Source organism: Pseudomonas sp. KH_021 (assembly GCF_057838865.1).
In genome coordinates, this window is record NZ_CM174477.1 from 5,289,268 (window position 1) to 5,316,180 (window position 26,913).

Consider the following 26,913-nt stretch of genomic DNA (forward strand, 5'->3'; position numbering starts at 1 on the left):
CGCGTCGTTTTCATCGCGGGTAAACCCGGCTCCTACCAGGCGGATCAAATCATCAGCGGGGCGCGCTCACACAGTCCTTTGAGCGCCATGGCCCAATCAGGGTGATCATTCAGGCAAGGCACCAATACCAACTCCTCCCCGCCTGCCTCGCAAAACTGCTCGCGACCGCGATCACCGATCTCTTCCAGGGTTTCAATGCAGTCGGCGACAAACGCCGGGCACATGACCCTCAATTTTTTCACCCCATCGGCCGCCAGCTCTTCCAGGCGCGCTTCGGTATAGGGTTCGATCCACTTCGCACGTCCCAGCCGCGACTGAAACGAAACCGACCATTTACCCTGCGGTATGCCCATCCGCTGGGCAAACAACTCGGCGGTGCGCAGGCATTGGCCGCGATAGCACACGGCGCGCATTTGGGCGCTGGCGCCCTCGCAGCAGTTGGCGGCCTGGAAATCGTGACGGCCGGTGGGGTCGAGTTTTTTCAGGTGCCGTTCCGGCAGGCCGTGAAAGCTCAACAGCAGATGGTCGAACGGCTGTTCGAGCCAGGGCTTGGCGCTGGCAACCAAGGCGTCGATATAGTCCGGGTCTTCGTAGAACGGTGGCAGCAGCGACAATCGCAGCGCGAGCTTGTGCTCGCGAACAACACGACGTGCTTCTTCCACCACCGTGGTCACGGTGCTGTCGGCAAACTGGGGATACAGCGGAGCCAGTGTGACCTGCTTGATGCCCTGCCCGGCCAGCCGGGTCAGCACCGTTTCAATCGATGGCTCGCCATAGCGCATGGCCATTTCTACTGGGCCGTGCGCCCACTGCTGCTCCATGGCTTGCTGCAGACGTTTAGTCAGTACGACCAGCGGAGAGCCTTCATCCCACCAGATGGAGGCATAAGCATGGGCTGACTGCGCGGGTCGCTTGACCAGGATCAGCGACACCAACAGCCGACGAATTGGCCATGGTAAATCGATTACGTAAGGGTCCATCAAAAACTGATCGAGATAACGGCGAACATCCGCAACTTGGGTAGACGCCGGTGAGCCCAGGTTGATCAGCAGCAAAGCATGATCAGTCATGCAAGGTCCTATATCGGTTTTCAGAGGTGCCTGGACAAGTCGTCCAAGGCTGACTGCACATCATTGAATCGGAAGGTGAACCCAGCGGCCAGCAAACGCACCGGGCGCGCCCTTTGCCCCCCCAGCAGCAACCCGGACATCTCACCGAGCCCGGCCTTGAGCACCAGGGACGGTAACGGCATGATTGCCGGTCGGTGCAAGACCTTGCCCAGGCGCTTGGCAAATTCGCGATTGCGTACCGGTTCCGGGGCGCAGGCATTGTAAGGGCCGTGAGTCTCGCCGTGGTTCAATAGAAAGTCGATCAAGGCCACCTGATCATTGATATGAACCCATGGCATCCATTGGCGGCCCGAGCCGATCGGGCCACCCAGGCCGAGCTTGAAAGGCAAGATCATTTTCGACAGCATCCCGCCATCGCTGGACAGCACAAGCCCGGTGCGCACCAACACCACCCGAATACCCAAGGCTTCGGCGCGCTGGGCGGTCTCCTCCCAGGCAATGCACAGCTGGCTGGCGAAGTCTTCCTTGATTGGCGGCGAGGCCTCGGTAATTTCACGCTCTCCGGCATCGCCGTACCAGCCTACCGCCGAACCGGATATCAACACCGACGGGCGTTGCGAGCGACGCTCAAGCCAGGCCAGCAACTGTTCGGTCAGGTTGATGCGGCTGCTCCACAACAGGGCACGTCGATGGCCTGTCCAGGGGCGATCGGCAATGGGGGCGCCGGCCAGGTTGATGACCGCATCCAGTGGCTCATCCACGAGCGATTCAAGACTGCCAACGCCCTTGACCCCGGCGCCGCATAATTTACCCACCTGTTCGGCACGCCGGCTCCAGACAGTGATGCGATGCCCTTGGCCGAGCCAGTACTGACACAGCTGTCGTCCGATCAAACCCGTACCGCCGGTCAGCAATATATGCATCATTGCGCCCTCATGCAGCGATTAACTCACGTCACTAGTCTATTTTTAGAGCAAGGCACTTTATTCACCCGCTGCTCTCAGATAACCATAGGCCAACCTGTCGGGCTCGGACTAGCGTAACTTATACTCGAGCGAGCGATTCTACAGGTTTCCTGTCTGCGTAATCTGCGTACAGAGGTTAACGAGGCCCCTATGACTGTACCCATCGCCATCATCGGGACCGGCATCGCCGGACTCTCAGCGGCCCAGGCCTTGCACAAGGCCGGGCACGACGTGCAGCTTTTCGACAAGAGCCGTGGCCCTGGCGGTCGCATGTGCAGCAAGCGCAGCGACGTGGGTTCCCTGGACCTTGGCGCCCAGTATTTCACCACCCGGGACCGGCGTTTTGCCAACCAGGTCCAGGAGTGGCAAGTCAAGGGCTGGGTCCAGGAATGGGAACCGCTGCTGTACAACCACAACGGTCAGGAATTCCTGCCCTCACCCGACGAGCAGACTCGCTGGGTCGGCGTGCCACGCATGGGGGCGATCACCCGTGCCATGCTCGGCGCACTGCCCGTGCACTTTTCCTGCCGTATCACTGAAGTCATTCGCGGTGAACACCACTGGCAGCTTCAAGACGCCGAGGGCAACACCCACGGCCCCTTCCAGCAGGTGGTCATTGCGGTACCGGCGCCCCAGGCCACGGCCTTGCTGGCGGTAGTCCCCAAGCTTGCCGGCATGGCCGCCGGCGTGCAGATGGAACCGACTTGGGCCGTTGCGCTGGCGTTCGATACGCCGCTGGATACTCCCATGGATGGTTGCTTCGTCAAAGACAGCCCACTGGACTGGCTGGCGCGTAATCCCAGCAAACCCGGTCGTGATACCAGCAAGGACACTTGGATCCTGCATGCCACCAGCAGTTGGAGCAAGCAGCATATCGACCTGTCCAGGGAAGCTGTGATTGAACAGCTTCACGGCGCCTTCGCCGAACTGGTCGGCCATACGCCCGCCCCTGTACTTTCCCTGGCACACCGCTGGCTCTACGCCCGCCCGGTCAGCCCTCGCGAATGGGGCGCCCTGGCCGATGCCGACCTTGGCCTGTATGTCTGTGGCGACTGGTGCCTTTCCGGGCGTGTGGAAGGGGCCTGGCTCAGTGGCCAGGAAGCGGCTCGACGCCTGTTCCAGAAACTGGACGCCTGAATCAAAAGAGTGCAGCTGCAGGCCGCTCGGTGTTTGCAGCCCCTTCTAACAAACCCACACAACGTTTGGCCAGCGCTCAGGGCCGAAACTCCTGTGCGGCACTGCGGTCAGCATTAACAGCAGTCGACTGCTGAGCTTGCAAGCAGGCCGAACTCCACAATCCGACATACGGGAGCCTGATCGAAGTGACTGATTACCCTGCAACCGTCGTCGATTTAAACAGCTGCAGGGAATGCACGCTCAAAGCTTTCAAAGACTTACTTCAAAGGCAGGACCCGCGAGGCACCCTATGGATAATCGACTGCCCTCGCCCGCCTACTCTCTAATAAAAGGAAAAACCTCCAATGAGCCCACGTCGATTCTGGCTAACCGGCGCCAGTGACGGGATCGGAGCAGCCCTGGCCACGCAGTTACTGGACCAGGGCATGCAGTTGGCAATCAACGCAGCCAACCCTGAGCAGCACGCTGTCTGGAACCAACGCTACCCCAACCAGGTGCTTTCATTGAGCGGCAATCTCAGTGAGCGTGAGGCAGCGCAACAGGCCTGCGCGCAAATAGCGGCTGCCTGGGGTGGCATAGACACGGTGATTATCAATGCTGGCACTTGCGAGTACGTGCAAGGACAGCCATTGGACGAACATGTGATCATGCAAGTCGTGCAGACCAATCAGTGGGCGACCGCTTACTGTGCTGAGTTTTCCGAGCCCTTGCTCAAGACAGGGCAGCACCCCCAATTGGTGGCAATCGTCAGCCCCATCACGGCATTGCCTTTGGCTACATCGGATTTCACCACCCACTATACCCGCCTACTGGATATGCTTGAAAAAAGCCGCGAGTCGTGGGCCCAGCAAGGTATTGCCCTGACGGTGATCAATCCAGGGCTTACTGACGTCGGAAATCCTCTTGAGCCCAATGGAGAATTTCCAAGGGCATGGACACCACAAGAGGCGGCCCTGCATGTACTGAAGCACCTGCAGCTACGCTCGCTGCATGCCCAACTGCCGACCCTTTCGGTTGACGTGCTGTGGCCACTGCCAAGGTCAGCTTGAGCATAATTTGAAGGGCTTGAATAACCCGTTGATGAAGACTCAACGGGCCGACGCCGCAGCAGCACTGCCGTGTCAGGCAGCCAGCACTTACAAAGCCATGCGGTAATGCAGGGCGTAGTTTTCGACACCGTCGTTGGGTGTCTGCAGGCCGGCGTTGGAATAGTGAATCGCACGCACGCCGATTTCATGGCCACCGGCAAAACGCAGCCCGAATCCGATACGGTCTTCAAACTGAAACGCTGAGCCCAGGTCATCGTTTTCATATTCGGTATTGGCGAAGACCGCCATGCCGATACCCACTTCGATATACGGCTTGACCGACTCACCGGCAAATTCGTAAACGAATACGGGCGCAAAGGACAAGCTGTGATTGCTTGAAGTTTCGTCGCCTTGCCAGTAGGTGTAGCCCGCATCCCAATAACCGGTCAGGCGGCCCACGCTGGTCTGCCACCAACTGGTATCCCAGTTCGATTGCAGCCCCAGCCTATACGCCATGGTGGATTCGCCCGTCACACCGACCGAAAATGACACATCGGCTGCTTGTGCTGAAAGAATTTGCCCCAGGGAAACGGCTGCAATCGCAGCCAAACACAACATTTTCATCATAAGAAATTTCTCACTTTCCAATGCTGTTGTAGGTATTTTTGTCGCATCCGACACTTTATAGAAATCGGCAGATTGCCATTAGTTCAGTGTCAAAAGGCTTCGTTCAGCAATTTTTGCTTGCCTTAGAAGCTTTGCACAAAGTCGGATTTATGCCACAGCATTGGAAGGATGTTGCGCAAGTGTTCGGGACTGGCACTGGTCCAGAATTGAGCCGGCTGCGCGGGGCTGTCAGCCAGCAGGTTGCGTTCACTCAGCAAGCGTTTTAGTTGTCTGGCGACCGCCGCGCCGGTATCGATAATGGCCACTGAAGCGGGCATCATCTCAGCCAGCAGAGGCTTGAGAAAGGGGTAGTGCGTGCAGCCCAGAATCACGGTGTCGCAGCCGCTTTTGAGCAACGGAGTGACATAGCCCTGCAGCAAATCACGCAAGGCTGGGCTCTGCAAATCGCCTGTCTCGATCAACTCCACCAGCCCTGGGCAGGGCTGGGTAATCACCTGTACATCGTTGGCGAATCGGTCCAACAAGGCGGCAAATTTGGCGCTTTGCAGCGTGCCGGTCGTGGCCAACACCCCGACCACGCCACTGCGTGTCGCGGCGGCTGCGGGCTTTACGGCGGGCTCCATGCCGACAATGGGCCAATGCGGGTAGCGCTCGCGCAAGTCGGCCACAGCCGCAACAGTGGCTGTATTGCACGCCAGCACCAGCGCCTTGGCGCCCTTGGCCTGGAAGAACTCAGCCACGTGGCGGCATCGCTCTCGAATGAACTCCGCAGATTTCTCGCCGTAGGGAATGTTCCCGCAATCTGCCACATACAACAGTGACTCGTCAGGCAGCAGACGATGAATCTCACCCAATACCGACAGGCCACCCACACCCGAATCGAAAACGCCGACCGGCGCCTGCCGGGCGTCAGGCATGCACGCCCCCACAGACACTGCAAGCGGGGTCTCGCTTGACCCGCAGCTCTCGAAAGCGCGTACCCAGTGCATCGATCAGCAACAATCGCCCTACCAGCGGCTCGCCAAATACGGCCAGCAGTTTCAAGGCTTCCAGGGCTTGCAGGCTTCCTACCAGCCCCACGAGCGGGCCCACCACGCCGGCCTCGCTGCAGGTCAGCTCTGCCTCGCTGCCATGCCCGTACAGGCAGTGGTAACAAGGGCTTTCCGGGCGACGGGGGTCGAAAACCGACAACTGCCCTTCAAGGCGAATCGCCGCGCCGCTCACCAGTGGCTTGCCGGCAGCAACGCACGCCGCATTGACCGCTTCGCGGGTCGAAAAGTTGTCTGAGCAGTCCAGCACTACATCGACACCTGCCACAGCAGCGGCCAGCGAGTCTTCATCCAGCGCACAGCGATGAGCGACCAGGCGCACCTCAGGATTGATCGCCTGCAACCGGGCAATGGCCGAGTCAACCTTGCTCAAGCCCACGGTGGTGGTGTCGTGCAACACTTGGCGCTGCAGGTTGGTCACGTCGACCGTGTCGAAATCGGCCAGGTGCAACTCCCCCACACCGGCAGCCGCCAAGTATAACGCCACGGGCGAGCCGAGGCCACCCAGGCCGATAATCAACGCCCGACTGTCCTTGAGCCGCAATTGGCCATGGATATCGATTTGCGCCAACAGGACCTGTCGGCTGTAGCGCAGCAATTCCTGATCGGTCAGCATGTCAGTCGCCCCAGCGTGATGCGTTCATGGCCAGACAAATCGGCCCGGCTTTCGATCTGTTCGAAGTCGTGTTGCGCCAACAGCTCGCGGACGGCCGCAGCCTGATCATAGCCGTGCTCAAGCATCAGCCAGCCCCCCGCCGTCAAATGCGCCGGGGCCTGGGCGATGATCGTGCGCAAGTCATCAAGCCCATCGAAGCCCGCCACCAATGCGCTGGCGGGCTCGAAACGTACATCGCCAGCCACCAGGTGAGGGTCGGCAGCTGCAATATAAGGGGGATTGCTGATGATCAGCTGGTAGCGCTCACCGGCCAGGGCGTCGTACCAATGGCTTTGACGCACCGACACATTGTCCAGGCGCAAACGCTGGCGATTGCGCTCAGCAAGCGCAACGGCCTCCTCGATCCGGTCAACGGCGGTGACCTGCCATTGCGCTCGCTCACTGGCCAAGGCCAGGGCAATGGCCCCCGTTCCCGTGCCCAGGTCCAATACTTGGGCTGGGTCAATCGGCAGCAGCTGCAAGGCGGTTTCAACCAGCAGCTCGGTTTCAGGACGGGGGATCAAGGTGTGGGGAGCGACTTCCAGATCGAGTTTCCAGAACCCCTGCTGCCCCAGAATGTAAGCCACAGGCTCACCGGACTGGCGACGTTGCAGGTAGTCGGCAAACGTGGCCGCGGCTTCGCTGGTGACAATGCGCTCGGGCCAAGTGTGCAGGTAGCTGCGCGACTTGCCCAGGGCCGCCGCCAACAGCAACTCGATGTCCAGTCGCGCAGTGGGCGAATCCGGCAATTGGGCGCCGCGAAGCAGGCTGGCGATAATCGTCATTTACTCCCCCAGTGCTGCAAGTTGGTCTGCCTGGTACTCACTGAGCAGTGGTTCGATGATCGACTCCACATTGCCCGCCAGGATTTCGTCGAGCGAGTACAGGGTCAGGTTGATGCGGTGATCGGTCACCCGGCCCTGGGGATAGTTGTAGGTACGGATGCGCTCGGAGCGGTCGCCCGAGCCCACCAGCAATTTGCGCTCGCTGGCGATGGCGTTCTGCGCAGCGCTGGTCTGCATGTCGTTCAGCTTTGCTGACAACCAGGACATCGCGCGCGCACGGTTCTTGTGCTGCGAGCGCTCCTCTTGGCATTCGACGACGATGCCGGTCGGCAAGTGAGTGATACGAATGGCAGAGTCTGTCTTGTTGACGTGCTGGCCACCCGCGCCGGAGGAGCGGTAGGTGTCCACGCGCAAATCGGCCGTGTTGATCTCGATGGCCGCTTGCTCGTCGGGTTCAGGCAACACCGCCACGGTACAGGCAGAGGTGTGGATACGGCCTTGGGATTCGGTTTCCGGGACACGCTGGACGCGGTGGGCGCCGGACTCGAACTTCAATTTGCCATAGACATTCTCGCCCTCGACCCGGGCAATCACTTCTTTATAACCGCCGTGCTCACCTTCGTTCTCGGAGAGAATCTCCAGGCGCCAGCCACGACGCTCGGCATAACGGGAGTACATGCGAAACAGGTCGCCGGAGAAAATAGCCGCCTCATCACCGCCGGTGCCTGCGCGAATCTCAAGGAAAACGTTACGCCCATCGTTCGGATCCTTGGGCAACAGCATGCGTTGCAACTGGCTTTCCAGCTCGATCAGTTGCTCCTTGGTTTCGCGCACCTCCTCGACGGCCATTTCGCGCATGTCCGGGTCGCTGTCCTTGAGCAGTGCCTGGGCCCCTTCCAGATCAGCCTGAACCTTGCACCATTGGCTGTAGGCCCCGGCAATTGGCTCAACCTCGGCGTACTCCTTGGAATAGGCGCGAAAACGGGTCTGGTCGGAAATGACTTCGGCATCTCCCAACAGGGCAGTCAATTCTTCGAATCGGTCCTGGATCGTGTCCAGTTTGTTGAGCAGCGACGCTTTCATTGCGGGGGTTTATCCGTCGGGCCCTCACCGAGGGCAAAGAGTTCTTGGGCCATGGCCAGCGCATCGAGGCGGCCTTCGGCTGACAGTTTTTTCAATTGTACGCTGGGTGCGTGCAGCAATTTGTTGGTCAAACCACGTGCCAGTTGCACCAACACCTCTTCGGCGTTGCCACCATTGGCCAGCAGGCGCTGGGCCTTTTGCAGCTCTTCGTCGCGCAGCCGCTCACTTTGTTGACGGTAGGCGCGCAACACATCCACCGCCGCCAGCTCACGCAAACGCACCATGAAGTCATCGGCACCGACCGATACCAACTCCTCGGCAGCCTGAGCGGCACCCTGACGGCTCTTGAGGTTCTCGGCAACCACGTCGTGCAGGTCGTCGACGGTATACAAGTAGACATCGTCCAACTCACCGACTTGCGGTTCGATATCCCTCGGCACGGCGATATCGACCATGAAAATCGGCTTGTGCTTGCGCTGTTTCAGCGCACTTTCCACCGCGCCCTTGCCCAGGATCGGCAATTGGCTGGCGGTGGAGCTGATCACGATGTCGCTGTTGACCAGTTCTGCCGGAATATCGGCCAGCAAGACAGCATGTGCCCCGAACTGCTCGGCCAGCGTACTGGCGCGCTCCAGCGTCCGGTTGGCCACCACGATTCGCCTGACCCCCTGCTCATGCAGGTGGCGGGCAACCAGCGTGATGGTTTCCCCTGCCCCAATCAGCAAGGCTTGGCTGCGGGCCAGGTCGCTGAAAATCTGCTTGGCCAGGCTCACCGCGGCGAAGGCGACCGAAACCGGGTTTTCGCCAATAGCCGTGTCGGTACGCACCTGCTTGGCTGCACTGAAGGTCGCCTGGAACAGGCGCCCCAACAATGGGCCGATGGTACCGGCTTCGCGCGCCACGGCGTAGGCCGATTTCATCTGGCCGAGAATCTGCGGCTCGCCCAGCACCAGCGAATCCAGGCCCGACGCCACACGCATCATATGCCGTACCGCCGCATCGTCCTCGTGGATGTAGGCACTGGCGCGCAATTCTTCCAGGCTGAGTTGGTGATACTCGGCCAGCCAACGCAGCACGCCGTCGGCCGCCAGGTGATCCTGCTCAACGTAGAGTTCGCTACGATTGCAGGTCGAAAGGATCGCAGCCTCACGGCTGTCGGTCAGTCGGCAGAGCTGTTGCAAAGCGTCGACCAGCTGCTCAGGGGTAAACGCCACGCGTTCGCGCACGTCTACTGAGGCAGTCTTATGGTTGATTCCGAGGGCAAGGAAGGCCATTCAAGGTCGCTGATGATGTCGGTAAGCCGACAATTGTCCTACTTCGCTAGATTGAGAACAACCTCCCCTCTCTAATGTCTCAATACTCCACCCCCCGAAACGGCACCGCAGGTGGGTTTGCCGGGGCGCTTGTGTCATGATGATCCGACCGCAGGTTAGTCGCCAATTTCCTTTTATGAATAGATCTTCCGCGTTGTTCCTTGCCTTTGTCTTGCTTCAGGGTTGCCAAGCCTGGAAGCCCGGTGCGCTCGACGATTCGTCCGTTGATCCCGGCGCCGGCGTCGAGCAAGGGGCAAGCACCCCCGCCCAGCCACAGGTGTATGGCTCATTCAGCCAAGACACTGTTTATAGCCTGCTGACGGCTGAACTCGCGGGCCAACGTAACCGCTACGACATTGCCTTGGACAACTACGTGACCCAGGCTATCAGTACCCAGGATCCTGGCATTTCCGAACGCGCCTATCGCATCGCCGAATACCTGGGGGTCGACCAGTCGGCGCTGGACACCTCCCTGATCTGGTCCCGCAATGACCCAGACAATCTCGAAGCCCAGCGCGCGGCCGCTATCCAACTGGCCCGTGCCGGCCGCTATGACGATTCCATGGCCTACATGGAAAAAGTGCTGCAAGGCAAAGGCGATACTCATTTTGACTTTCTTGCCCTGTCCGCGGCCGAAACCGACCAGGGCACCCGCGACGGCCTGCTCAAGAGCTTTGACCGGCTGTTGACCAAATACCCGAACAATGGGCAACTGTTGTTTGGCAAGGCACTGTTGCTGCAACAGGATGGCAATGCCCAGGCGGCCCTTTCACTGCTCGAAGACAACCCCCCTCAAGACGGCGAAGTTGCCCCGATCCTGTTGCGCGCCCGCTTGCTGCAAAGCTTGAACCGTGGCGAAGAAGCCTTGCCTCTGCTGCAAAAAAGCATCCGTAAATACCCGGACGACAAGCGCCTGCGTCTGACCTACGCCCGCACTTTGGTCGAGCAGGACCGGATCGAAGACGCCAAGGTCGAATTCGCCAGCCTGTTGCAGCAATACCCCGAAGACGACGAACTGCGTTATTCGCTGGCGCTGGTCAGCCTCGAAGCCAAGGCTTGGGATGAAGCCGCTGCTTACCTGGAAGACTTGATTGCCCGTGGCGCCCACGCCGATTCGGCGCATTTGAATCTGGGGCGGATCAAGGAAGAGCGCAACGACCCACAGGGCGCATTGATCGAATACGCCCAGGTCGGGCCGGGCAATGACTTTCTCCCGGCGCAACTGCGCCAGGCCGATATTTTGATCTCCAACGGCCGCGCCGCCGAAGCCTCAAGAAGGCTGGCCGATGCCCGCGACGAACAGCCGGACTACGCCATTCAGCTGTACCTGATCGAATCGGAAACGCTCTCCAACAACGGCAAACAGCAGCAAGCCGCACAGGTTCTCAACCAGGCCCTCAAGCAATACCCGCAAGACCTGAACCTGCTCTATACCCGGGCGATGCTGGCGGAAAAACGCAACGACCTGGCACAGATGGAAAAAGACCTGCGCGACATCATCAAGCGCGAACCAGACAACGCCATGGCCCTCAATGCCCTGGGCTACACCCTGTCGGATCGCACCACACGCTATGCCGAAGCCAAGGCCCTGATCGAAAAAGCCCATCAGCTCAACCCGGAAGACCCCGCCGTGCTCGACAGCCTGGGCTGGGTCAACTATCGGATGGGCAACCTGGACGAAGCTGAGCGCCTGTTGCGCAGCGCCCTGGAGCGTTTCCCGGATCACGAAGTGGCCGCCCATCTAGGCGAAGTGCTGTGGGCCAATGGCAAACAGCGCGAAGCACGGCAGGTCTGGGGCAAAGCCCTCAAGGCCCAGCCTGACAGCCCTATCCTGCGTAGCACTGTGTTACGCCTGACCGGTTCCGAGACCCTTTAATCCTATGTTTTTGCGCCACGTCATTATCTTTTCCCTGATCGCCCTGCTGGCTGGCTGCGCCGGCCTTGGCCCCCGTGAATCCCTCGAGGGGCGCGGCAACCCGCAACAGTGGCGCGAGCACAAGGCACATTTGACCCAGCTCGACGGCTGGCAGATTTCCGGCAAGGTCGGCATTCGTGCGCCCAAAGACTCCGGCAGTGGCACCTTGTTCTGGTTGCAACGCCAGGATTACTACGACATTCGCCTGTCCGGCCCACTGGGTCGCGGTGCCGCCCGCCTGACCGGCCGCCCGGGCCAGGTCGTCCTGGAAGTTGCCAATCAGGGGCGCTTTGAAGCGCCGACCCCAGAAGCCCTGCTCGAAGAACAATTGGGCTGGAACCTGCCGGTCTCGCACCTGGTGTGGTGGGTACGCGGCTTGCCGGCACCCGACAGCAAAAGCAAACTGACGCTCGACGCCGACAGCCGCCTGGCCCAACTGGAGCAAGACGACTGGAGCGTTGAATACCTGAGCTACACTGAACAAAACGGTTATTGGTTGCCCGAGCGGATCAAACTGCATGGCCGCGACCTGGACGTGACCCTTGTGGTCAAGGACTGGCAGCCTCGGCAACTGGGGGCCTTGAAGTGATGGCAGCCTCCCTCACCCTGCCCGCCCCGGCCAAACTCAACCTGATGCTGCACATCCTTGGCCGCCGCCCTGACGGTTACCATGAGTTGCAGACCCTGTTTCAGTTTCTCGACTACGGCGACGAACTTTCCTTTGCCCTGCGCGAAGATGGCGAAATCCATCTGCGAACCGAAGTCACAGGCGTCCCTCACGACAGTAACCTCATCGTCAAGGCCGCCCGCAAACTCAAGGCATTGGCAGGCACAACGCTCGGCGCCGACATCTGGTTGAAAAAAATCCTGCCCATGGGCGGGGGCATTGGCGGCGGAAGCTCCGACGCCGCCACCACCCTGTTGGGCCTGAACCATTTGTGGAACCTGGGCCTGGATGAAGATGCACTGGCCGAACTGGGCCTGACGCTGGGCGCCGATGTACCGGTTTTCGTACGCGGCCACGCGGCTTTTGCCGAAGGCGTTGGCGAAAAACTGACCCCGGTCGACCCTGAAGAACCCTGGTATGTGGTACTGGTCCCGCAAGTATTTGTAAGTACAGCAGAAATTTTTTCACATCCTTTGTTGACACGTGATTCAACGCCCATTAAGATGCGCCCCGTTCCCAAGGGAAACAGTCGAAATGACTGCCAACCGGTCGTAGAGCAGAGTTACCCAGAAGTACGTAACTCACTGAATTTGTTAAGCAAATTCACGAATGCAAGACTGACCGGAACTGGAAGTTGTGTGTTTGGGGCCTTCCCAAGCAAAGCTGAAGCTGATAAAGTTTTGGCCCTTCTTACAGAGACCCAAACAGGATTTGTAGCTAAGGGAAGCAACGTATCAATGTTGCATCGCAAGTTGCAAAGACTGCTCTAGGAATCGAGTGTCAGGCACTCGCAGCAACAGATACAGGGGCGTCGCCAAGCGGTAAGGCAGCAGGTTTTGATCCTGCCATGCGTTGGTTCGAATCCAGCCGCCCCTGCCATTTTCCTTATACTCATCCAGGTATACCCTCAGCCTTCAGGTACTGCGCGTGTCCAAGATGATGGTCTTTACGGGGAACGCAAACCCCGATCTGGCTCGGCGTGTCGTACGTCAGCTGCATATCCCTCTCGGTGATATTTCTGTCGGTAAATTTTCCGACGGCGAAATCAGCGCAGAGATCAATGAAAATGTTCGCGGTAAAGACGTTTTCATTATTCAGCCGACTTGCGCGCCAACCAACGATAACCTGATGGAACTGGTCGTGATGGCTGATGCCTTCCGCCGCTCCTCAGCATCCCGAATCACTGCCGTGATTCCTTACTTCGGTTACGCCCGCCAGGATCGCCGTCCGCGTTCGGCACGAGTAGCTATCAGCGCCAAAGTGGTTGCTGACATGCTCACCGTTGTCGGTATCGACCGTGTTCTCACTGTCGATCTGCACGCTGACCAAATCCAGGGTTTCTTCGATATTCCTGTAGATAACATCTACGGCTCCCCCGTTCTGGTGGATGACATCGAAGACCAGCGTTTCGAGAATCTGATGATCGTTTCCCCGGATATCGGTGGCGTCGTGCGTGCACGTGCCGTTGCCAAGTCCCTGGGTGTCGATCTCGGTATCATCGACAAACGCCGCGAGAAGGCCAACCATTCCGAAGTGATGCATATCATCGGCGATGTGGAAGGTCGTACCTGTATCCTCGTTGACGACATGGTCGACACCGCCGGCACCCTGTGCCATGCGGCCAAGGCCCTGAAAGAGCACGGCGCTGCCAAGGTTTTTGCCTACTGCACGCACCCTGTCCTTTCCGGTCGCGCCATCGAGAATATCGAGAATTCCGTGCTGGACGAGCTGGTGGTGACCAACACCATCCCGCTGTCCGCCGCTGCTCAAGCCTGCTCACGTATCCGTCAACTGGATATCGCGCCGGTTGTAGCTGAAGCGGTCCGCCGCATCAGCAACGAAGAATCGATCAGCGCGATGTTCCGCTAAGGGCCCTGCCCTTCTCGGATATCTCGTTGACGAAAAGCGCCCCGCCCCAACAGCAGTGTTGGGGCGGGGCTTTTTTGCCCATCCCGCTTTGGCGCTGGTCGCAAGTGCCTGTCGGGAATGGCTATTTTGGAGATACAAAATGACTGATTTCATTCTGAACGCCGAAGCGCGCAAAGACCTGGGGAAAGGTGCGAGCCGCCGCCTGCGTCGTTTGAACGCCCAAGTGCCTGCTGTTGTTTACGGTGGCGACAAAGCCCCTGAATCCATCACCATGCTGGCTAAAGAAGTTGCCAAACTGTTCGAAGACGAAGCGGCTTTCAGCCACATCATCGAACTGAACATCGACGGCACCAAGCAAAACGTCGTCGTCAAGGCTATGCAGCGCCACCCGGCCAAGCAGTTCATCATGCACGCTGACTTCGTCCGCGTTGTAGCTGGCCAGAAACTGACCGCTATCGTTCCAGTGCACTTCATCAACGAAGAAGCACCGGTCAAGAAAGGCGGCGAGATCTCCCACATCGTGGGCGAGATCGAAGTTTCCTGCGAAGGTAAAGACCTGCCTGAGTTCATCGAAGTCGACCTGGCTAACGCCGAGATCGGTTCGATCATCCACCTGTCCGACCTGCAAGCGCCAAAAGGCGTTGAGTTCGTGGCACTGGCTCACGGCAACGACCTGGCAGTAGCCAACGTCCACGCTCCAAAAGTAGCACCAGAAGCAGCCGCTGAGTAATTCGTTACTCCGCAGGTGTTGCCCGGCCACGGTGCTTCATGCTCCGTGGCCCACAACTCCAAGGAAGAGCCCCTGACGTGACCGCCATTCAACTGATCGTCGGCCTGGGAAATCCAGGCCCCGAATACGAACAGACCCGGCATAACGCAGGGGCTCTTTTCGTAGAACGCATTGCCAGCGCCCAGCGCGTCAATCTGACATCTGATCGCAAGTATTTCGGCCTGACGGCAAAATTCAGCCATCAGGGCCAAGACGTTCGTCTGCTGATCCCCACCACGTACATGAACCGCAGCGGTCAATCCGTCGCGGCACTGGCCGGTTTTTTCCGCATACCGCCAGAAGCCATCCTGGTGGCCCATGACGAACTCGACCTGCCCCCAGGCGTCGCCAAGCTCAAACAGGGCGGCGGCCATGGCGGGCACAACGGGCTGCGCGACATCATTGCCCAGCTCGGCAATCAAAACACCTTCCACCGTCTGCGGCTTGGCATCGGCCACCCGGGTGTAAGCAGCCAGGTGTCCAATTTTGTCCTGGGTCGTGCGCCACGCGCCGAACAGGAAAAACTGGATACCAGTATCGATTTTGCCCTCGGCGTGCTGCCGGATATCCTCGCTGGCGAGTGGAATCGCGCGATGAAAACCTTGCACAGCCAGAAGGCCTGACTTCAGTAGAGGGGATATACCATGGGTTTTAATTGCGGCATCGTCGGCCTGCCAAACGTCGGCAAGTCCACCTTGTTCAACGCCCTGACCAAATCCGGTATCGCAGCGGAGAACTTCCCCTTCTGCACGATCGAACCCAACAGCGGTATCGTGCCGATGCCGGATTCGCGCCTGGACGCACTGGCGGCCATCGTTAATCCAAAGCGCATCCTGCCGACCACCATGGAATTCGTCGACATCGCAGGCCTGGTCGCCGGCGCCTCCAAAGGTGAAGGCCTGGGCAACAAGTTTTTGGCCAACATCCGCGAAACCGATGCTATCGCCCACGTGGTCCGCTGCTTTGAAGACGAGAACGTGATTCACGTCTCCAACAGCGTCCACCCCAAGCGCGATATCGAAATCATCGACCTGGAACTGATCTTCGCCGACCTCGACAGCTGCGAGAAGCAACTGCAGAAAGTCGCGCGCAACGCCAAAGGCGGTGACAAGGATGCCGTGGTCCAGAAAGGCCTGCTCGAGCAGCTGATCGCTCACTTCACCGAAGGCAAGCCTGCACGCAGCCTGATGAAGAACATGGGCGCCGATGAGAAAGCCGTCATCCGTGGCTTTCACCTGCTGACCACCAAGCCTGTGATGTACATCGCCAACGTGGCCGAAGACGGCTTCGAAAACAACCCGCACCTGGACGTGGTCAGGGCCATTGCCGAAGAAGAAGGTGCGATCGTGGTGCCGGTGTGCAACAAGATCGAAGCAGAAATCGCCGAGCTCGATGACGGCGAAGAAAAAGACATGTTCCTCGAAGCCCTGGGCCTGGAAGAACCCGGCCTGAACCGCGTGATCCGCGCCGGTTACGAGCTGCTGCACCTGCAAACCTACTTCACCGCCGGTGTCGAAGAAGTTCGCGCCTGGACCGTCCGCGTCGGTGCCACCGCACCACAAGCCGCTGGCGTCATCCACACCGACTTCGAAAAAGGCTTCATCCGCGCCGAAGTCGTCGCCTACAACGACTTCATCCAGTACAAGGGTGAAGGCGGAGCCAAGGAAGCCGGCAAATGGCGCCTGGAAGGCAAGGACTACATCGTCAAGGACGGTGATGTGATGCACTTCCGCTTTAACGTCTGAGTTTATACGCAACACTTTGATAGACATCCTTGGCTCTTGATGGATACAAAAACCAAATAGAGTTAGGGAGTTGCCATTCATCAGGGCTCCATGAATGGTCTTTGGAACCTGTTGTGTTCCGAAGTTGCAGGGGGTAGATTTGAGGGTATCCGAATTGATGGGTGGGGGTATTTCACCCCTTCCATGGAACTCAAAGATGCCCAATGACCTGCTGACTGATGCCAAGCTCAAAGCTGCAAAGCCAGCAGAGCGCCCCTATAAACTCACCGATGGTGGTGGCTTGTACTTGTTGGTCCAGACCACGGGGAGCAAGCTTTGGCGGTGGAAGTATCGAATCGATGGCAAAGAGAACCTCTATGCCATCGGTCCATATCCTGCTGTCGGCCTGGCAGAAGCCCGCGCAGCACGAGAGTCCGCCCGTCTGCTTGCTAAACAGGGCATCCACCCGTCTCAGAGCCGGCGAGATGCCAAGCAGCGCAACATTGATGAGCGCCAGGCTCGCAAGCTTGCAATGGAGAGCTCTTTTGCAAAAGTGTCGGCAGCCTATCTGGACGACATTCGAACGTCCTACACAGCAGGCTCCTACCGCGCCAAAGTATCCAGAATCAGGAAGCATCTCGCCCTTAAGCTAGATCACATGGTGATTGGCGAAATTAGTGCCAAAGAGATTCGCCCAATTCTCGAAGCCTGTAAGGCAAATGGCGCTTGGGCAGGGATCCACGTCAAAGGTGACCTATCGGCCATCTTCGACTACGCCGTTGTACGCGGCTTGGCCGACACCAACCCAATTCCCGGTCTGCGTGGTCTGTTGCGCGTTCCCAGCAGCCAAAGCAAAGCTGCCATGAGCATTTCCCAGATCAAGGCCTTCTATCTCGCGTTACGTGCCTATAGGGGATATCCAGAAACCTCACTTTGCCTACGCCTGATCGCCTTGACAGCTTGCCGGCCCGGCGAAGCCGCAGATGCTGAGTGGAGCGAGTTCGATTTGGATGCCAGGCTTTGGCGGCGGCCAGCTGAGAAGATGAAGGCGCGTCGCGAACACGTTTGTCCGCTGTCAGATCAGGCCATCGCCACACTAGCATCGTTGCGCTGCATCACGGGTGACGGTCGCTACCTGTTTCCGCACCGCAGCGGGGAAGGATTCACCACACCAAATCGCCTGACCTATGCCATGCGGGATATGAACTTGGGGCCGGGGACATCTCCTCATTGCTGGAGAACCACGTTCTCAACCTGGGCCAATGAGCAAGGCTATCGCCCTGACGCCATAGAACGGCAATTGGCCCATGTCGAAAGCAACAAAGTATGCGCCACCTATAACAAGGCCCTGCTGCTTGCCCAGAGAAAAGAACTGATGCAATCATGGGCTGCCTATCTGGAGCAAGCCGATCACGAAGCAACGACACAGGACACCGTGACCGCTTCAAAAGAAGGTCCGGCTTACTCAAATCCACCGATGCCCTTCGCCATGGAAGCGCGATGAAATACGCTTATGAAGACCTGAGTGACGCACAGTTCGAGAACCTCATCGTGTTCTTGTGCCAACGACTGCTGGGTATCTCCGTCCAGGGCTTTGCCAAGGGCCCAGATGGCGGACGAGATGCAAAATTCGTCGGTACCGCTGAGCTGCATCCCAGCAAGGCCGCGCCATGGGTAGGCACGACCATCATTCAGGCCAAGCACACCAATGGCTATAACCGGAATTTCTCCGAGCCTGATTTTTTCAGCGCTAAAGCCGCAAATACTGTGCTGAGCAAAGAGATCCCGCGAATTCAGAAGCTACGCACCAACAAGCAGCTTGATCACTACATGCTGTTTGCTAATCGACGCCTCGCAGGTAATGCCGAAAGCGAGATTCGCAAACACATCTCGACCCAATGCAGCCTCCCCGAATCGTCTATCTACTTGTGTGGCCTAGAGCAACTGGAAGTCTTCCTGAAAGTCTTCCCGGACATCGCAACGCTGGCGGACCTCGACCCTGTCGACTCTCCGCTGATTGTTAGCCCCGACGATCTGGCCGAAGTTGTACAAGCGCTGGCAAATCATAAAGACGAGGTTGGCGCCGTGCTCGATGACCCGCCTACCGAGCGGGTTTCCTATGAAGAGAAGAACGCACTGAACAACATGAGTGCCGAGTACGCCAAGGCTCAGCGCAAACGGTACCTCAAGGAAACCGCGCAGATTCGCGCCTTCCTCGCCGCGCCGGAGAACCTTGAACTGCTCCACCTGTATGAGTCAGTGGTCGACGAGTTCCAATTCAAAATCATTGCCAAGCGTAAGGACTACCAGACCTTCGATGAGGTTATGGAGTACTTGGTCGATCTGCTGTTCAATCGTGATCCGGTACTGCGCCAGCACGCGCATAAGCGTCTCACGCGCGCGATGTTGTTCTACATGTACTGGAATTGCGATATTGGGGAGGTAGGTGATGCTGAGGCCGACTAAGCACTCTCACCCGGATCGCACCATCATCAATGTCTCATTGCTGCTATTGGGGCGATTGAAGTCGCGCCGTGTCGAAGACTACGGTGCGCTCCGCAGATACGCTAAGAAGGCGGTGATTGGCGGAGATGTGCTGTTTCTGCCAGCACTGAACTTCCTCTATTTAATGGGGTTGATTGACTATCGCCCCAAGACTGACGCCGTGGAATATGTGGGGCCCAATGAAACTCTCTAGGATCTACACCAATAAACCGGATCTGTTCGAACCGGTAGAATTCATAGAGGGGCTGAACGTCGTTACGGCGGAAATTCGCCTGCCCGAAAACAAAGCCAAAGACACCCACAACTTGGGTAAAACGACACTTGGGCGCCTGCTTGACTTCGGCTTTCTTGCCGGACGCGATGCCAAGTTCTTCCTGTTCAAACATGCCGAACTGTTCAAGGATTTCGTCTTCTTCCTGGAGATCGAATTGGACGACGCATCTTTCGTCACCGTCCGGCGTGGGGTGAAGGACGCGTCGAAAATCAGCTTCAAGAAGCATGAAGCCGGCAATCAGGACTTTTCAACACTGCACGTTGCAGAGTGGGACCATCAGGATGTCCCATTCGATAGGGCACGCGACCTGCTCGATGGCTTGCTCGACTGGCGAGCACTGAAACCTTGGTCATATCGCAAAGGGCTGGGTTACTTGTTGCGCTCCCAGGAGGACTATCGGGAAGTCTTCCAACTGCGCAAGTTCGCCTCCAAGCATGCTGACTGGAAGCCGTTTCTTGCGCACTTGCTGGGTTTCAATGCCCAGCTGGTCTCGCAGCACTACCTCAAAGAGGAGGAGCTCGCCAGAAAGCAAGAAACGGCTCAAACGATAAAGAATGAGCTCGGTGGCTCTGTCGAGGACATCAGCAAAATTGAGGGTATTCTGCTCCTCAAGCAAAAGGATGCTGAGAAGAAGCAGCAACTACTGGATGCTTTCGACTTCCGCTCCCAGGATAAGGACCACACCAAGCAACTGGTCGAAGACATCGACGAGCGAATCGCGGCACTCAATTCGGAGCGCTACTCGCTAAGCCAAAACAGAAAAAAGGTCCTGGCATCTCTGGAGGAAGATCAGATTCTGTTCAACCCCGATGAAGCACAGCAGCTGTTCAAAGAAGTCGGCGTGCTTTTTCAGGATCAGATAAAGAAGGACTTTGAACAACTCATTGCTTTCAACAGGGCTATCACTGAAGAGCGTCGCGGCTACCTTCAAGAAGATCGCGTAGAGATCGAAGCGGAACTGAAGCGTTTGAACACGGAGCTCAATGCGCTTGGCAAGAAACGTTCAGAGATGCTGGCGTTTCTGAGCAGCACCGATGTGTTTGCCAAGTACAAGCAGGTGGCCGACGACATGGTGATGCTACGTGCTGATATCACCTCGCTTGAGCGCCAGCGTGGCTTCGTGCATCGATTGCAGGAACTGCGAACTGAAATCAGGGCGCTGACTGAAGAGTGCAGTCATCTGCAGACACAAATTGAAGAAGATGTAGAACAGCAAAACTCGATGCAAGACAGCCTGTTCTCGGTGATTCGTGTCTACTTCAACGAGATCGTCGAGGAAGTCATTGACCGTAAAGCGCTGCTAAGCGTGTCCCCCAATCAACAGGGCCACCTAGACTTCAAAGCTGAGATTCTGGATGAATCTGGCAATGCCACCAGTGCAGATCTGGGCCACACCTACCGAAAACTTCTTTGCATTGCGTTCGATATGGCTGTGCTGCGCGCTCATCTCGATGAAAAATTCCCCCGATTTGTCTATCACGATGGTGTGTTCGAGTCACTGGACAACCGTAAGAAAGAGAACTTGCTAAGCGTCATCCGTCGATATGCAGAACTGGGACTGCAGCCGGTCATCACCCTGATCGACTCGGATCTGCCAGTTCGCACCGACGACGACCCTGTATTCGCCAAGGCCGAAATTGTGCTCACCCTGCACGATGAGAATGAGCAGGGGCGATTGTTCAAGATGCGTGCTTGGTAGAGCAACGTGAAACACTGATCTCTCTATGGAAGCACTCGCTGCCCAAACAGGCCTCAAAGCCCGATGAAATGGGTGATACATCTCAATATCTGTAAAGGTCAATATCTCCAGAAAACTGGAGTCACGAGTACCAACACCGTTAGGATTTCAAGTCTGCCTAGCAGCATTCCAACGGTCAGTAGCCATTTGGCGGCATCAGGTAATGATGAGAAATTACCTGCCGGCCCAATGATCGTGCCAAGCCCTGGCCCGACGTTACACACCGCCGTAGCGGCACCGCTCAACGCTGTAGTCCAATCTAGCCCAATGAGTGCCAAGCCCAAGGCGATGGCAGCAATGGTGATGGTGAAGAAAAACGAGAAGGTCAACAGTGAGCGCGAGATCTCCTCGTCAATGGGATGACCGTTGTACTTCTTCTGAATCACGGCTCGAGGATGGATCAACTGCTTCAAACTACTTCCCAGTAGAGCGGCAGCCACCTGAAAACGGAAAATTTTAAGACCGCCTGCAGTTGAGCCTGAACATCCACCGACGAAGGTCAGATAGAAAAAGAGCAAGACGGCGAAGCTGCCCCATAACGTGTAGTCGCCAACCGCAATGCCGGTGGTCGTGACGACTGACGTCACATTGACTGCCACGATACGAAACGCATCCCACCATCCGTAATCGCTGTGAAAATACAGCCAAGTACCCACAGCCAGCGATGTGACGATCAAGAATCCAATAAATCCGCGTACTTGGTGATCCTTGATCAGCACACGCCGATCGCCCCGCAATGTCGCGACGTACAAGGTGAATGGCAGGCTGCCCAGAATCATGATGGCCACCGCCACCCAGTGAATCGCTGGTTGCGTCCAATGCCCAAGTGAGGCGTCCGAAGTTGAGAATCCCCCCGTAGAGATCAACGACATTGCGTGGTTGACCGCTTCAAATGGCGTCATTCCAGCGATCCAGAGCGCCAGAGCTCCGATGCCAGTAAGCCCCAGATAGAGCAAAAGTATGTACTTGGCTGCCACATGGGAACGCGGTGTCACTTTCTCCGACCAGTCTGAGGACTCTGTCTGGAACAGACGCATGCCGCCTACTCGCAACAGTGGAAGGATCGCCACAGCCATACCGATAAAACCGATGCCTCCCAACCAATGCAGCATGGAGCGCCATATCAACAAGCCGGGAGATGAGCTATCCAAACCGGTGAGTACGGTCGAGCCAGTGGTTGTGATGCCAGACATCGTTTCAAAGAATGCGTCGGTGTAGCTGATGTGGCTGATGAACACCATTGGCAACGCTGCGAAGGTGCACACAACTACCCAGCTGCCAGTAGTGAGCACGTACATATCCCTCGGGCGAAGCTGGCCAGTCTCTGGACGCCCCCGCACGGTCAACAGGAGGCCACAGATGAAGGTAATCAAACTTGACCAGAGAAAGGCCGACAGATCGTCGCTACGCTCATAGGCCACCAGTGTGATCATGGGAATCGCCATGCTTACGGCCAGCGTGATCAGAAAAATGCCTAAGATGAAGGCGATAAGCCGAATGGATGCGAGGGACATAACAGTATTTGTTCCAAATTGGCCCTGCGCAGTATCGGATGGCCAAACTCAAGGCCCTGTAAATTTTGCGTAAAATTTCTACGGGCAATCAGTCAGGCTGCGTACTTCCAAGGTTTTTCAATGAGTCATTAGTGCTCAAAGGCGCAACGGTACCTCGTCAAAGCATTTAGAACTGAAGGGCAGCTTCAGTCGATTTCGGCCCGTCGTCGCTATTCACTTCGAGCAAAATCCTATTAGCAAACGAACCAGGACGAAACAGGCCTGTGTGTCGTCAAATACATGGATGACATCGACGCCGGCCGGCTGGACCGAGTATTTGAACAGGACTTTTGTACCGATGCCAGCTTTTACTTGCTGTGGCCACGCAGAGTGAAAACCCCTGCTGCACTGGCAATCGTTCGGCAATGGTTGATGGATCTAAAGAACAGCTGAATCAATTACTCCAGGACGTTGGTGAACCTTTTACGAGATCAGAACCCAGCTCAGATGCGGGAAGATGCTGCTTCATGAAGCAGGCTAGGTCATTCATTCCGTGCGCATGCACGGAGCCCGACGGGAGCACTGTTCGCCATGTCCAATTATCCTTGTATCGAATATCGATCCAGGTCTGCCCTTGCTGCCTGGCGTTGCCTGGGTTGGAGAGCTGCAAGATAGACCGGACACTCGCAAGAATTTCTCCTCGGTTATAAATGCGGTAGATGGTCAGACCAGCAGCCTGCGCCTCGAAGCCTGCGACGCTACGCTTGGTCGATACGGGAGACGGGTCGAACGCATACACTGCACGTACGCTGGGAACCCCTGAATCTTGCCGCAGGGAGTAGGCGAATCGTTGGGCCAACCCTCCTCCAAGAGAATGTCCGGTAGCCACGACTTGGGCGGTTTTGAGCCATTCATTACCCGGCGCTTCGCTTTTCCTGCGGTATTCCTTGGCAAATACAGGCAGGAAAACATCGCTCAGTACTTCGTACTGGTCGTTTGGATGAAACGGTGCCAAGAACCAGTGAAGGTTAGATTTCCAATCTTCAAGGCTCGAGACCGCCGTGCCTCCAAAAGCAACAATGACCTTATGGTGCTTGGCGCTTGACCACACTTCGACACGCAGGTGTGCGCGGCGCATCTGCTCACTTGCAGGCTCTGGCTCGTCCTTGCTTTTTCGCAGCCGTGGGAGCTGGTCCCAACGCTCCCAACCTTGAGCCTTCAGAAAGTCGTGCGGTTCAGGGCATTGGGGGGTGGTTTCCAGGGGCTTGCGCTTGGGGTCATCAGCGTCCTGATAGGCAGCCACAGCCGCCCATGCATAAGGCCAGTGCAACAACGCAGCCTCTTGCACGGATAACCAAGGTTTGAGTTTTTCGCCGCTTAGACGCCGGTAGACCTCCTGGTCAGTCTGCTTGAAGCTGTCGCATCCACAGAGAAGCACCATCGCTGCAGTGGCTACGAACTGCCAGGAGCGCATAGCGACCTCCCAAAGAGCCGAGGCCCGCACAGGGATTGAGACAGGTTTCGCGCGGCTCGTTGTTTACAGGATAGCTATCCGTAACGCGCCTTCACGTCAGCCGACAGCCGGCGATAGCGAATTTATTGGCTCAACGCGCAATCGCGCAACTCCACCCCGAAACCATAAAAATCCTAAGCCGAGCCACCAAGGCTAACAACCCCAATCCCACAGAACATGGCACGTTGCAACAAATGTGGGAGCGGTGGTAGTTAATCGGTTCAGGTACGACAAGCACCCCACCGAGGAACGCTATCTCATCAAGATGCAACTTGCCACGCCATGGGTAAAGCCATGACTCTGCGCCTCTCGTTACGGAATCAATGCGCCGTTGATGCAGTAGGAGCCCGGCTTGCCGGCGATGGGGCCCTCAAGATCGCCATCGCTTGCAAGCAAGGCTCCTACGGTGAGGGTGGTGCGCGCAGGGGCTCCTGACTCGTCCGTAGCCGCGGCCGTAGGCAGCGGCTAGGGTTTTTCAGCGGTCTGAACGAGCGCTATTAACGGAATGCAGCCACCACATTGGCCCGCGCCGTGTGCAGTTTTTTGTAGCTGTCGATCAGGCGCAGGTGCCTGTCGAGCCCTTCCAGTTTCATGCTCGTCGGCGTCAAGCCGAAAAAGCGTACGCTGCCGTCCACCGAGCCAATTGCTGCGTCCATCCGGTCGTTGCCAAACATCCGGCGGAAGTTGACCTCGTAGTCCACCAGCTCCAGGTCTTCGTCCAGTTTCATCTCCAGCACCGCATTCACGGCCTGGTAGAACAACCCACGCTCGACCGTGTTGTCGTTGTACTGAAGGAAGGTTTCCACCGCCTCTTTCGCCTCTTCAAACTGCTGCAGGGCGAGATAAATCAGCAGCTTCAATTCCAGGATCGTCAGCTGGCCCCAGGCGGTATTGTCGTCAAACTCGATGCCGATCAAGGTGGTGATATCGGTGTAGTCGTCCAGCTCACTTTCTACCAGGCGCTCAGCCAACGACTTCAGTTCGGTTTCGTCCAGGCGATGCAGGTTCAAGATATCGGCGCGGAAGAACAAGGCTTTGTTGGTGTTATCCCAGATCAGGTCGTCTACTGGATAGATTTCCGAATAGCCTGGCACCAGAATGCGGCAGGTGGTTGCGCCGATATGCTCATACACCGCCATGTACGCTTCTTTACCCATGTCTTCGAGAATGCCGAACAGCGTCGCGGCTTCGTCGGTATTGGAGTTTTCACCCTGGCCCGAGAAATCCCACTCCACAAACGCGTAATCCGACTTGGCACTGAAGAAGCGCCACGACACCACACCGCTGGAATCGATAAAGTGCTCGACGAAGTTGTTCGGCTCGGTCACCGCGTGACCTTCAAAAGTGGGCTGAGGCAGATCGTTCAAACCCTCAAAACTGCGGCCCTGTAGCAACTCCGTCAGGCTGCGTTCCAGCGCCACCTCAAAGCTTGGGTGCGCGCCGAACGAGGCAAATACACCGCCGGTTCGCGGGTTCATCAAGGTCACGCACATCACCGGGAATTCCCCCCCCAGCGACGCATCCTTCACCAGCACGGGGAAACCCTGCTCTTCCAGCGCCTGGATACCGGCCAGAATCCCAGGGTATTTCGCCAGCACTTCGAGCGGCACATCCGGCAGTGCAAATTCACCCTCGATGATTTCGCGTTTTACCGCGCGTTCAAAGATCTCCGACAGGCACTGCACCTGGGCTTCGGCCAGCGTGTTACCGGCACTCATGCCATTGCTCAGGTACAGGTTTTCGATCAGGTTGGACGGGAAATACACCACCTCGCCGTCGGACTGACGTACAAACGGCAGCGAAACGATACCGCGCTCTTCATTGCCAGAGTTGGTATCGAACAAATGCGAGCCACACAACTCGCCATCGCGGTTGTAAATCTTCAGGCAGTACTCGTCGAGAATTTCAGCCGGCAGCTCATCTTTACGGCCAGGCTGGAACCAGCGTTCGTCCGGGTAATGCACAAACGCCGCGTTGGCGATGTCTTCACCCCAGAACTGATCGTTGTAAAAGAAGTTGCAGTTCAGTCGCTCAATGAACTCGCCCAACGCCGACGCCAACGCGCCTTCCTTGGTGGCGCCCTTACCGTTGGTAAAACACATCGGCGAGTGCGCATCGCGGATATGCAGCGACCACACATTGGGAACAATATTGCGCCACGAAGCGATTTCAATCTTCATGCCCAAGCCCGCCAAAATGCCCGACATATTGGCGATGGTTTGCTCCAGCGGCAGGTCCTTGCCCAAAACATAGGTGCTCGCTTCTGAATCTGGATTCACCATCAGCAAGGCCTGGGCATTGGCATCCAGGTTTTCCACCTCCTCGATCACAAACTCAGGCCCCGTTTGCACCACCTTCTTCACCGTGCAACGGTCGATGGAACGCAAAATGCCCTGGCGGTCTTTATCGGAGATCGTGGCCGGCAACTCGACTTGAATTTTAAAAATCTGGTTGTAGCGGTTTTCAGGATCAACAATGTTGTTCTGCGACAGGCGAATATTATCGGTGGGAATATTGCGCGTTTCACAGTACAACTTCACAAAGTAAGCCGCACACAAGGCCGATGAAGCCAGGAAGTAATCAAACGGCCCCGGTGCCGAACCGTCGCCTTTATAGCGGATCGGCTGATCGGCCACTACTGTAAAGTCATCAAACTTGGCTTCAAGCCGAAGGTTGTCGAGAAAGTTGACCTTGATTTCCATGCGGGAGCACCATAATAACGAGCAAAGCGATT

Annotated in this window: 24 protein-coding genes and 1 tRNA gene; 14 read left to right on the forward strand and 11 right to left on the reverse strand. The window is 57.4% G+C overall.

Features of this window, described 5'->3' with window-relative positions; all coding sequences use genetic code 11:
- Positions 1 to 44: 44 nt before the first annotated feature.
- Together hemH and AC3IX4_RS24445 are read right to left on the reverse strand one after the other, a co-directional pair.
- The gene (gene hemH / locus AC3IX4_RS24440; protein ID WP_489257913.1) at positions 45 to 1,070 is read right to left on the reverse strand and encodes a ferrochelatase; all 1,026 of its coding nucleotides are present in this window, start codon (positions 1,068 to 1,070) and stop codon (positions 45 to 47) included.
- Between the two features lie 20 nt (positions 1,071 to 1,090).
- Positions 1,091 to 1,993: a TIGR01777 family oxidoreductase gene (locus AC3IX4_RS24445; RefSeq protein ID WP_489261356.1), complete on the reverse strand. Its 903-nt coding sequence runs from the start codon at positions 1,991 to 1,993 to the stop codon at positions 1,091 to 1,093.
- Between the two features lie 192 nt (positions 1,994 to 2,185).
- Here AC3IX4_RS24445 and AC3IX4_RS24450 point away from each other — a divergent pair, with 192 nt between their 5' ends.
- Together AC3IX4_RS24450 and AC3IX4_RS24455 are read left to right on the forward strand one after the other, a co-directional pair.
- The gene (locus tag AC3IX4_RS24450; protein WP_489257914.1) at positions 2,186 to 3,172 is read left to right on the forward strand and encodes an NAD(P)/FAD-dependent oxidoreductase; all 987 of its coding nucleotides are present in this window, start codon (positions 2,186 to 2,188) and stop codon (positions 3,170 to 3,172) included.
- 344 nt (positions 3,173 to 3,516) lie between these two features.
- Positions 3,517 to 4,221 carry an SDR family NAD(P)-dependent oxidoreductase gene (locus AC3IX4_RS24455; protein ID WP_489257915.1) on the forward strand — a complete coding sequence of 235 codons (705 nt, stop codon included), beginning with the start codon at positions 3,517 to 3,519 and terminating at the stop codon, positions 4,219 to 4,221.
- A gap of 87 nt (positions 4,222 to 4,308) precedes the next feature.
- Here the strand turns inward: AC3IX4_RS24455 and AC3IX4_RS24460 are convergent, their stop codons facing one another.
- The 6 genes from AC3IX4_RS24460 to hemA all read right to left on the reverse strand — a co-directional run bounded on the left by AC3IX4_RS24460 (position 4,309) and on the right by hemA (position 9,673).
- Entirely contained in the window at positions 4,309 to 4,827 is a 519-nt protein-coding gene (locus tag AC3IX4_RS24460) for an acyloxyacyl hydrolase (protein ID WP_489261357.1), read from the reverse strand.
- A gap of 122 nt (positions 4,828 to 4,949) precedes the next feature.
- A complete protein-coding gene (gene murI, locus AC3IX4_RS24465; RefSeq protein WP_489257916.1) occupies positions 4,950 to 5,744 on the reverse strand; it encodes a glutamate racemase in 795 nt (264 codons plus the stop codon).
- Positions 5,737 to 6,492, reverse strand: a complete 756-nt coding sequence (locus tag AC3IX4_RS24470) for a molybdopterin-synthase adenylyltransferase MoeB (protein WP_489257917.1) — start codon at positions 6,490 to 6,492, stop codon at positions 5,737 to 5,739. Before AC3IX4_RS24470 ends, murI begins: the two co-directional genes overlap by 8 nt.
- Entirely contained in the window at positions 6,486 to 7,316 is an 831-nt protein-coding gene (gene prmC, locus AC3IX4_RS24475; RefSeq protein ID WP_489257918.1) for a peptide chain release factor N(5)-glutamine methyltransferase, read from the reverse strand. The genes AC3IX4_RS24470 and prmC overlap by 7 nt, the downstream gene beginning before the upstream one ends.
- Positions 7,317 to 8,399, reverse strand: coding sequence for a peptide chain release factor 1 (prfA, locus tag AC3IX4_RS24480; protein ID WP_489257919.1), 1,083 nt, complete (start codon positions 8,397 to 8,399; stop codon positions 7,317 to 7,319). It abuts the gene before it with no gap.
- Positions 8,396 to 9,673 (reverse strand): glutamyl-tRNA reductase, encoded by a 1,278-nt coding sequence (gene hemA / locus AC3IX4_RS24485; RefSeq protein ID WP_489257920.1) that lies wholly within the window; start codon positions 9,671 to 9,673, stop codon positions 8,396 to 8,398. The genes prfA and hemA overlap by 4 nt, the downstream gene beginning before the upstream one ends.
- 136 nt (positions 9,674 to 9,809) lie before the next feature.
- Here hemA and AC3IX4_RS24490 point away from each other — a divergent pair, with 136 nt between their 5' ends.
- From AC3IX4_RS24490 to AC3IX4_RS24545, 12 genes are all read left to right on the forward strand, one after another.
- A complete protein-coding gene (locus tag AC3IX4_RS24490) occupies positions 9,810 to 11,588 on the forward strand; it encodes a tetratricopeptide repeat protein (RefSeq protein ID WP_489257921.1) in 1,779 nt (592 codons plus the stop codon).
- Between the two features lie 4 nt (positions 11,589 to 11,592).
- Positions 11,593 to 12,216, forward strand: a complete 624-nt coding sequence (gene lolB / locus AC3IX4_RS24495; RefSeq protein ID WP_489257922.1) for a lipoprotein insertase outer membrane protein LolB — start codon at positions 11,593 to 11,595, stop codon at positions 12,214 to 12,216.
- The gene (gene ispE, locus AC3IX4_RS24500) at positions 12,216 to 13,064 is read left to right on the forward strand and encodes a 4-(cytidine 5'-diphospho)-2-C-methyl-D-erythritol kinase (protein WP_489257923.1); all 849 of its coding nucleotides are present in this window, start codon (positions 12,216 to 12,218) and stop codon (positions 13,062 to 13,064) included. Before lolB ends, ispE begins: the two co-directional genes overlap by 1 nt.
- Before the next feature lie 34 nt (positions 13,065 to 13,098).
- Positions 13,099 to 13,173, forward strand: a tRNA-Gln gene (locus AC3IX4_RS24505).
- Positions 13,174 to 13,221: 48 nt separating this feature from the next.
- Positions 13,222 to 14,163 carry a ribose-phosphate pyrophosphokinase gene (locus AC3IX4_RS24510; RefSeq protein ID WP_489257924.1) on the forward strand — a complete coding sequence of 314 codons (942 nt, stop codon included), beginning with the start codon at positions 13,222 to 13,224 and terminating at the stop codon, positions 14,161 to 14,163.
- A gap of 139 nt (positions 14,164 to 14,302) precedes the next feature.
- Positions 14,303 to 14,893: a 50S ribosomal protein L25/general stress protein Ctc gene (locus tag AC3IX4_RS24515; protein ID WP_489257925.1), complete on the forward strand. Its 591-nt coding sequence runs from the start codon at positions 14,303 to 14,305 to the stop codon at positions 14,891 to 14,893.
- Positions 14,894 to 14,970: 77 nt separating this feature from the next.
- Positions 14,971 to 15,555 carry an aminoacyl-tRNA hydrolase gene (gene pth / locus AC3IX4_RS24520; RefSeq protein ID WP_489257926.1) on the forward strand — a complete coding sequence of 195 codons (585 nt, stop codon included), beginning with the start codon at positions 14,971 to 14,973 and terminating at the stop codon, positions 15,553 to 15,555.
- 21 nt (positions 15,556 to 15,576) lie between these two features.
- Entirely contained in the window at positions 15,577 to 16,677 is a 1,101-nt protein-coding gene (gene ychF / locus AC3IX4_RS24525; RefSeq protein WP_489257927.1) for a redox-regulated ATPase YchF, read from the forward strand.
- 196 nt (positions 16,678 to 16,873) lie between these two features.
- Positions 16,874 to 18,160 (forward strand): tyrosine-type recombinase/integrase, encoded by a 1,287-nt coding sequence (locus AC3IX4_RS24530; protein ID WP_489257928.1) that lies wholly within the window; start codon positions 16,874 to 16,876, stop codon positions 18,158 to 18,160.
- Entirely contained in the window at positions 18,157 to 19,122 is a 966-nt protein-coding gene (locus tag AC3IX4_RS24535; protein WP_489257929.1) for an ABC-three component system protein, read from the forward strand. The genes AC3IX4_RS24530 and AC3IX4_RS24535 overlap by 4 nt, the downstream gene beginning before the upstream one ends.
- On the forward strand, positions 19,106 to 19,354 hold the full coding sequence (locus tag AC3IX4_RS24540) for an ABC-three component system middle component 8 (RefSeq protein WP_489257930.1): 249 nt from the start codon (positions 19,106 to 19,108) through the stop codon (positions 19,352 to 19,354). Before AC3IX4_RS24535 ends, AC3IX4_RS24540 begins: the two co-directional genes overlap by 17 nt.
- Positions 19,341 to 21,134, forward strand: a complete 1,794-nt coding sequence (locus tag AC3IX4_RS24545) for a DUF2326 domain-containing protein (RefSeq protein WP_489257931.1) — start codon at positions 19,341 to 19,343, stop codon at positions 21,132 to 21,134. The genes AC3IX4_RS24540 and AC3IX4_RS24545 overlap by 14 nt, the downstream gene beginning before the upstream one ends.
- 98 nt (positions 21,135 to 21,232) lie before the next feature.
- On the opposite strand, the gene AC3IX4_RS24550 is transcribed toward AC3IX4_RS24545, so the two are convergent.
- The 3 genes from AC3IX4_RS24550 to AC3IX4_RS24560 all read right to left on the reverse strand — a co-directional run bounded on the left by AC3IX4_RS24550 (position 21,233) and on the right by AC3IX4_RS24560 (position 26,881).
- On the reverse strand, positions 21,233 to 22,687 hold the full coding sequence (locus AC3IX4_RS24550) for a TrkH family potassium uptake protein (RefSeq protein WP_489257932.1): 1,455 nt from the start codon (positions 22,685 to 22,687) through the stop codon (positions 21,233 to 21,235).
- Between the two features lie 433 nt (positions 22,688 to 23,120).
- The gene (locus tag AC3IX4_RS24555; protein WP_489257933.1) at positions 23,121 to 24,140 is read right to left on the reverse strand and encodes a Tle-like phospholipase domain-containing protein; all 1,020 of its coding nucleotides are present in this window, start codon (positions 24,138 to 24,140) and stop codon (positions 23,121 to 23,123) included.
- A gap of 536 nt (positions 24,141 to 24,676) precedes the next feature.
- The gene (locus AC3IX4_RS24560) at positions 24,677 to 26,881 is read right to left on the reverse strand and encodes an OsmC domain/YcaO domain-containing protein (protein WP_489257934.1); all 2,205 of its coding nucleotides are present in this window, start codon (positions 26,879 to 26,881) and stop codon (positions 24,677 to 24,679) included.
- Between the last annotated feature and the right edge of the window lie 32 nt (positions 26,882 to 26,913).

What these genes read in the sequence shown, in the direction of transcription:
- hemH (WP_489257913.1), bottom strand. Translation starts at nt 1,070, where the DNA reads ATGACTGATCATGCTTTGCTGCTGATCAACCTGGGCTCACCGGCGTCT.
- AC3IX4_RS24445 (WP_489261356.1), bottom strand. Translation starts at nt 1,993, where the DNA reads ATGCATATATTGCTGACCGGCGGTACGGGTTTGATCGGACGACAGCTG.
- AC3IX4_RS24450 (WP_489257914.1), top strand. Translation starts at nt 2,186, where the DNA reads ATGACTGTACCCATCGCCATCATCGGGACCGGCATCGCCGGACTCTCA.
- AC3IX4_RS24455 (WP_489257915.1), top strand. Translation starts at nt 3,517, where the DNA reads ATGAGCCCACGTCGATTCTGGCTAACCGGCGCCAGTGACGGGATCGGA.
- AC3IX4_RS24460 (WP_489261357.1), bottom strand. Translation starts at nt 4,827, where the DNA reads ATGATGAAAATGTTGTGTTTGGCTGCGATTGCAGCCGTTTCCCTGGGG.
- murI (WP_489257916.1), bottom strand. Translation starts at nt 5,744, where the DNA reads ATGCCTGACGCCCGGCAGGCGCCGGTCGGCGTTTTCGATTCGGGTGTG.
- AC3IX4_RS24470 (WP_489257917.1), bottom strand. Translation starts at nt 6,492, where the DNA reads ATGCTGACCGATCAGGAATTGCTGCGCTACAGCCGACAGGTCCTGTTG.
- prmC (WP_489257918.1), bottom strand. Translation starts at nt 7,316, where the DNA reads ATGACGATTATCGCCAGCCTGCTTCGCGGCGCCCAATTGCCGGATTCG.
- prfA (WP_489257919.1), bottom strand. Translation starts at nt 8,399, where the DNA reads ATGAAAGCGTCGCTGCTCAACAAACTGGACACGATCCAGGACCGATTC.
- hemA (WP_489257920.1), bottom strand. Translation starts at nt 9,673, where the DNA reads ATGGCCTTCCTTGCCCTCGGAATCAACCATAAGACTGCCTCAGTAGAC.
- AC3IX4_RS24490 (WP_489257921.1), top strand. Translation starts at nt 9,810, where the DNA reads ATGATGATCCGACCGCAGGTTAGTCGCCAATTTCCTTTTATGAATAGA.
- lolB (WP_489257922.1), top strand. Translation starts at nt 11,593, where the DNA reads ATGTTTTTGCGCCACGTCATTATCTTTTCCCTGATCGCCCTGCTGGCT.
- ispE (WP_489257923.1), top strand. Translation starts at nt 12,216, where the DNA reads ATGGCAGCCTCCCTCACCCTGCCCGCCCCGGCCAAACTCAACCTGATG.
- AC3IX4_RS24515 (WP_489257925.1), top strand. Translation starts at nt 14,303, where the DNA reads ATGACTGATTTCATTCTGAACGCCGAAGCGCGCAAAGACCTGGGGAAA.
- ychF (WP_489257927.1), top strand. Translation starts at nt 15,577, where the DNA reads ATGGGTTTTAATTGCGGCATCGTCGGCCTGCCAAACGTCGGCAAGTCC.
- AC3IX4_RS24530 (WP_489257928.1), top strand. Translation starts at nt 16,874, where the DNA reads ATGCCCAATGACCTGCTGACTGATGCCAAGCTCAAAGCTGCAAAGCCA.
- AC3IX4_RS24535 (WP_489257929.1), top strand. Translation starts at nt 18,157, where the DNA reads ATGAAATACGCTTATGAAGACCTGAGTGACGCACAGTTCGAGAACCTC.
- AC3IX4_RS24540 (WP_489257930.1), top strand. Translation starts at nt 19,106, where the DNA reads ATGCTGAGGCCGACTAAGCACTCTCACCCGGATCGCACCATCATCAAT.
- AC3IX4_RS24545 (WP_489257931.1), top strand. Translation starts at nt 19,341, where the DNA reads ATGAAACTCTCTAGGATCTACACCAATAAACCGGATCTGTTCGAACCG.
- AC3IX4_RS24550 (WP_489257932.1), bottom strand. Translation starts at nt 22,687, where the DNA reads ATGTCCCTCGCATCCATTCGGCTTATCGCCTTCATCTTAGGCATTTTT.
- AC3IX4_RS24555 (WP_489257933.1), bottom strand. Translation starts at nt 24,140, where the DNA reads ATGCGCTCCTGGCAGTTCGTAGCCACTGCAGCGATGGTGCTTCTCTGT.
- AC3IX4_RS24560 (WP_489257934.1), bottom strand. Translation starts at nt 26,881, where the DNA reads ATGGAAATCAAGGTCAACTTTCTCGACAACCTTCGGCTTGAAGCCAAG.